We start from the raw sequence: 5,072 nt of genomic DNA on the forward strand, positions 1-5,072 counted from the left end.
TACTGTTTATGGTGAGCACGATCGCCCTGTCGATCCTGTTTGCATGGCTGTTCAATCGCACTAGGGGCAGTGTGCTACCAGCATTAGTGCTGCACACTGCTGTCAATGCTTGGGCTTGGGTTATACCCATCATAGTTGTGGACGATCTTCGGCCCTATGGACTGGTCGTTGGATTTCTAGTACTAGTCGCCCTTGGTCTATTTAGGAATGTGGAGAAATAAGCATGAGGAAGATATGAATAATGGTATCCCTTTTACGATCGAACAGTTTTTTCATGTTTTTGAGAAATACAATAAAACAATATATCCAATTCAGTTTGTCCTTCTCTTAGTAGCGGCTGTCGTGATTTTCCTAGCGACAAGTCGCAAACCGTCCAGAAACAAAATCATTTCAGGGTTACTTGGGTTGCTCTGGCTCTGGACGGAGATCGCATACCATTTAATTTTCTTTACAGCAATCAGTCCACCTGCCTATTTGTTCGGGACGGTGTTCATTTTTCAAGGCTTGTTATTTTGGTACGAAGGCGTGGCAAGAAACAGATTGAGCTTTCGTGCTAGCCGAAGCTTTGACGGCATTCTTGGCGCGGTATTTATTGCTTATGCACTGGTAATTTATCCGTTAATCGGCTATGCGCTGGGGCGAATCTTCCCCTCAACACCGACGTTTGGGACACCTTGCCCGACAACTATTTTCACATTTGGATTGCTCCTGTGGGCCGACAGAAAAATTTCATTGAGTTTATTGATTATTCCAGTTCTATGGTCGGTCGTCGGAACTTCGGCAGCATGGAATTTTGGAATCAAAGAAGATTTTGGATTGCTCGTAGCGGCAACGATGGGAACTGCTGCGATCGTCCAGCATAATTTAACACTGAAAACAGCACAAATATTATAAATTCGCCAAAAATACAATCAAAATACTGGAGATAGTCATGACTAAATCAATTTCTCTCGATGCACTCTGGGATTCGGCGACACCTACTGAGCTGGTATTCAACCCAGATCGACTCTCGCACTTACCAGAAACAGCCAGACGATATCTCGAACACGCGATCGCGCCTGGAACAAAGCTCGCCTCTGCGGTGCGCTTGAAAATGCATGGCGAAATTAAATTGAAAAAGTGGATTCCATTCACAGCCGAGCAAGTTATTTGCTGGGAGCATGGACTGATTTGGAGTGCTACAGCATGGATGAATGGCTTCTTGCCGATTGTCGGCTCCGATCGGATCATCGACGGTATCGGTACGATGCAGTGGAAGATATTAGGATTATTCCCTGTGATGACGGCGAGTGGTACCGATATTACACGGTCTGCGATCGGTCGCCTCCAATCAGAGTCAGTGTGCTTACCTTCTGTACTCTGTGGCGACGACGTTTCATTTACCAGCACAGAGTCATCGGATCTAGACTCCAATTTGCATTCCAGTTTTGTCGTGCAAGGCGAACGAGCCGAACTAGATTTCACGATCGATCGAACAGGTGCTCTCAAAGCCCTCAAGTTACCACGTTGGGGTAATCCAGACGGTGGTGAGTTCCGTGATGTGGACTTCGGTGGAATTTTAGAGGAAGATCGCACATTCTGCGGTTACACCATTCCAACCCGTCTACGGGTTGGCTGGTACTTTGGCTCTGAGCGGTTTGAGTCGGAGGGCGAATTTTTCCGAGCCACGATCGATGATGTAATCTATCGATAGACCGATCTACGTCAAAGGAGAGGTCGTTCGCATAGCTTCTGTAAAAGAGAATCGATGTTTATAAATCTTTTAGAAGTGGAGTCAAGTCTCTTGTCGCAAAAATAATCCGCAGAATTTCCAGGGTTTCATCATCATATCGATAAAAGATGAGATAGTTTTTGAACCCTTTCACAGTCCATTTGTGGATGTTGACAACATCATCCTCTTCACCTTCTTATTGTCACCCCATTCCAGGCATTCTAGCTAAGGCTGCAAAAGTTTGTCGTGCTGCATCAAAGAAATGAAAGGCACGATCCCGATTATTTTGAGCTAGATAATTAAAATGCTCTTGAAGATCGACGTTAGCATCCTCGGTTATTCAGATACGGCGGTTCATGTTTGAGGCGGAAGTTGCTCGGTGAGATATTGATGCTGTTGTTCCCACCACTCATCGGTGGCTTCAACTGTTTTATTTTTTTGGAGAGTGGATCGTAACATGGCATTGACTTTCTGTTTGGCTTGACGTTCTTGCTCTTGCTCGTTGGCGTAGCCTCTCCTGTGGAGAATCAAAGCCGTTAAAAACTCGTCAGCAGTACTATATACACCGCTGGCAACCTGTCGATTCTCCACAGGAGACGCTACAACGACGTAATCTTTCATTGCTTCTGGTAAAGCGATGGTGAGGTAAGTCATGAGGGTGTTTATGAGGTCGGACTATTTGAATTATAACTTAGGGCAAACGCTCCGCTACTGCCAACGATTTGCCACAGCGGATCGCGGCAGCATATCACTTACACCGTTCGTGTATCGGCTCTGCCGAATCAAGCCTCCCTCACAGGTTCCTCATCTTTGTACAGTATTGTCGAAGATAGCCGATCTCCTAATATTTAGATGGTTAGTCAAATTTCCAAATCTAGTACCGAATCACTCAATCTATCGAGTCCCCAGGGTTTACTATCGACGCTGCAAGCACTACGCCAGACCGTTGAAAGTGAAGGAAAAGCCACCTTTGACGAGTGGAACCCGCACATTCAGCGGACGGCGTTTATCGATAGTGCCTTGAATTTAGCTGAATATCTAGCTTTACGTCGGCACGATCTCCGCTCTCTCCAAGCTGCGCTGATGCCTTGGGGTTTATCCTCATTAGGTCGGATCGAAGGACGGGTAATGCCCAATCTCGATGCGGTGATTGCCACTTTAGAAGTCATTTGTGGCTCTAAATCAGATCGACATTTCCAGCGTCCACCTGTCGAATTTTTCTTTGAGGGCGATCGATTACTACAGCAGCACACGGATGAATTATTCGGTGAATCCTCACCCCATCGTCGAGTCCGAATTATGGTCACGCTGGATACTGAAGCCGCCACCAACTACGAGCTGGTGCGAAGTTTCATTCAACGCGGCGCAAACTGTATGCGGATTAATTGTGCCCACGATACTCCCGAAATCTGGCAAGGTGCGATCGATAATATCCACCGCGCCGAACAAGAAACAGGCACGCAATGTAAAATTATGATGGATTTAGGTGGCCCCAAAATTCGCACTGGGGCTGTATTGATGCCACACCATAAAAAACGGGTATTTAAAGGCGATCGAATTGTACTATCGCGGCGCGAACCCGAACTCGAAAGTGCAGTAGATCCGGCTAAATCGACCCATGTAGAACATTTCCAGACTAGCTGTACGATTCCGAGTATTCTCGATTTATTAGCTGTTGACACCCCTGTCTACATCGACGATGGCAAGATTTGGACTCAGGTAGTCGATACCCAGTATCCGATCGCTCACGAACAACCAGGACTATTATTAGAAGTAACTAATACCAGCCCCAAAGGAGTCAAACTCAAACCTGAAAAGGGGATGAATTTCCCAGATACAGTTTTAGATCTTAGCCCCCTAACTGAAAAAGATTTAACCGATCTAGATTTTGTCGCGGCTCATGCGGATATTATCGGCTACTCATTTGTCCAACGACCTAGCGATATTGAATTATTGCAACAAGAGTTGGCTAAACGTTGTGAAAACCGACTGTCCCCACCTGCAATCGTTGCCAAAATTGAAACCGCAATTGCCGTTACCAATCTGCCAGAATTAATCGTCTATGCCGCCGGAAAGCGATCGTTTGGGGTGATGATTGCCAGGGGCGATTTAGCTGTTCAAATTGGCTATCAGCGTCTCACCGAGATCCAAGAAGAAATGTTATGGATTTGCGAAGCAGCGCATATTCCGGTGATTTGGGCAACCCAAGTATTAGAGAATTTGGTCAAAGATGGTATCCCTTCGCGGGGCGAAATGAGCGATGTTGCCATGTCCGAACGGGCAGAGTGTGTGATGTTAAATAAAGGGCCATTTATTGGCGAAGCGATCGGTATTTTGGATGATGTACTCACGCGGATGGAAGCCCATCAATTGAAAAAAACACCTCAATTGCGGGCACTTCATTCATGGTGATTTCAGTTCTAGTACCGCCGACGATTAAAATCGTGGCTAGTGTTGCAAAGTCCGCCTTCGCGGACTGGGGTACTAACCCGCGAAGGCGGGTTTCGCATCACGAGCGACGATTAAAATCGTGCGGAATATAGGGTGATTATTTCAACCAACAATAAAAACCATGAAAGTTGCTATTTTTAGTACCAAGTCATACGATCGCCAATTTTTTACAGCCGCTAATATCCAACATCAACATCAACTAACATTTTTAGAACCTAAACTCGATCGACACACCGCCATCCTTGCTAAAGATGCAACTGCTGTTTGTATCTTTGTCAATGATGAAGTCGATAAAAACACACTAGAGGCTCTTGCTAGCCATCATGTCAGCCTCATTGCCTTGCGCTCTGCTGGATATAACAATGTCGATGTGGAGACAGCAAAAAATTTGGGCATCAAATTAGTCCGAGTTCCCGCCTATTCCCCCTATGCCGTCGCCGAACATACCGTGGGACTAATCCTGACACTCAATCGCAAATTACATCGAGCATATAACCGCGTCCGTGAAGGCAATTTTTCACTCGAAGGACTGCTCGGATTCGATTTACATGGACGCATAATCGGGATTATCGGTACGGGTAGAATTGGTACAGTCACCGCCCAAATCATGACGGGGTTTGGTTGCAAAGTTCTCGCTTACGATCCCTTCCGCAATCCCCGATGTGAAGCAATCGGAGTCCAATACATGGAGCTATCTCAACTGTTTTCTCAGTCGGATATTATTACTCTCCACTGTCCATTAACTCCCGAAAACTATCACTTAATTAACAAGGAGGCGATCGCGCAAATGAAGCCCCATGTGATGCTAATTAATACTAGTCGGGGCGCGTTAATCGATACAGATGCCATTGTTACTGCACTCAAATCATCCAAAATCAGCGCATTAGGATTAGATGTCTATGAACAAGAG

At 45.9% G+C, this 5,072-nt stretch carries 6 protein-coding genes; 5 read left to right on the forward strand and 1 reads right to left on the reverse strand.

Going from position 1 to position 5,072, the window contains the following annotated elements:
• The 3 genes from ACEW9J_RS11870 to ACEW9J_RS11880 form a co-directional block, all read left to right on the forward strand.
• The coding region (locus ACEW9J_RS11870; RefSeq protein ID WP_373545330.1) for a type II CAAX prenyl endopeptidase Rce1 family protein at nucleotides 1-221 on the forward strand (221 nt) is incomplete at its 5' end.
• 13 nt (nucleotides 222-234) lie between these two features.
• Nucleotides 235-894 carry a DUF6064 family protein gene (locus ACEW9J_RS11875; RefSeq protein WP_373545331.1) on the forward strand — a complete coding sequence of 220 codons (660 nt, stop codon included), beginning with the start codon at nucleotides 235-237 and terminating at the stop codon, nucleotides 892-894.
• A gap of 37 nt (nucleotides 895-931) precedes the next feature.
• Nucleotides 932-1,693: a DUF6544 family protein gene (locus ACEW9J_RS11880; RefSeq protein ID WP_373545332.1), complete on the forward strand. Its 762-nt coding sequence runs from the start codon at nucleotides 932-934 to the stop codon at nucleotides 1,691-1,693.
• Nucleotides 1,694-2,065: 372 nt separating this feature from the next.
• On the opposite strand, the gene ACEW9J_RS11885 is transcribed toward ACEW9J_RS11880, so the two are convergent.
• Nucleotides 2,066-2,365: a type II toxin-antitoxin system ParD family antitoxin gene (locus ACEW9J_RS11885; RefSeq protein ID WP_373545333.1), complete on the reverse strand. Its 300-nt coding sequence runs from the start codon at nucleotides 2,363-2,365 to the stop codon at nucleotides 2,066-2,068.
• A gap of 198 nt (nucleotides 2,366-2,563) precedes the next feature.
• Here ACEW9J_RS11885 and ACEW9J_RS11890 point away from each other — a divergent pair, with 198 nt between their 5' ends.
• Both ACEW9J_RS11890 and ACEW9J_RS11895 read left to right on the forward strand, forming a co-directional pair.
• Nucleotides 2,564-4,123 carry a pyruvate kinase gene (locus tag ACEW9J_RS11890; protein ID WP_373545334.1) on the forward strand — a complete coding sequence of 520 codons (1,560 nt, stop codon included), beginning with the start codon at nucleotides 2,564-2,566 and terminating at the stop codon, nucleotides 4,121-4,123.
• 160 nt (nucleotides 4,124-4,283) lie between these two features.
• A partial coding sequence (locus tag ACEW9J_RS11895; protein ID WP_373545335.1) for a 2-hydroxyacid dehydrogenase occupies nucleotides 4,284-5,072 on the forward strand: 789 nt, incomplete at its 3' end.

The organism is Chamaesiphon sp. (assembly GCF_041737865.1).
GTDB lineage: Bacteria > Cyanobacteriota > Cyanobacteriia > Cyanobacteriales > Chamaesiphonaceae > Chamaesiphon.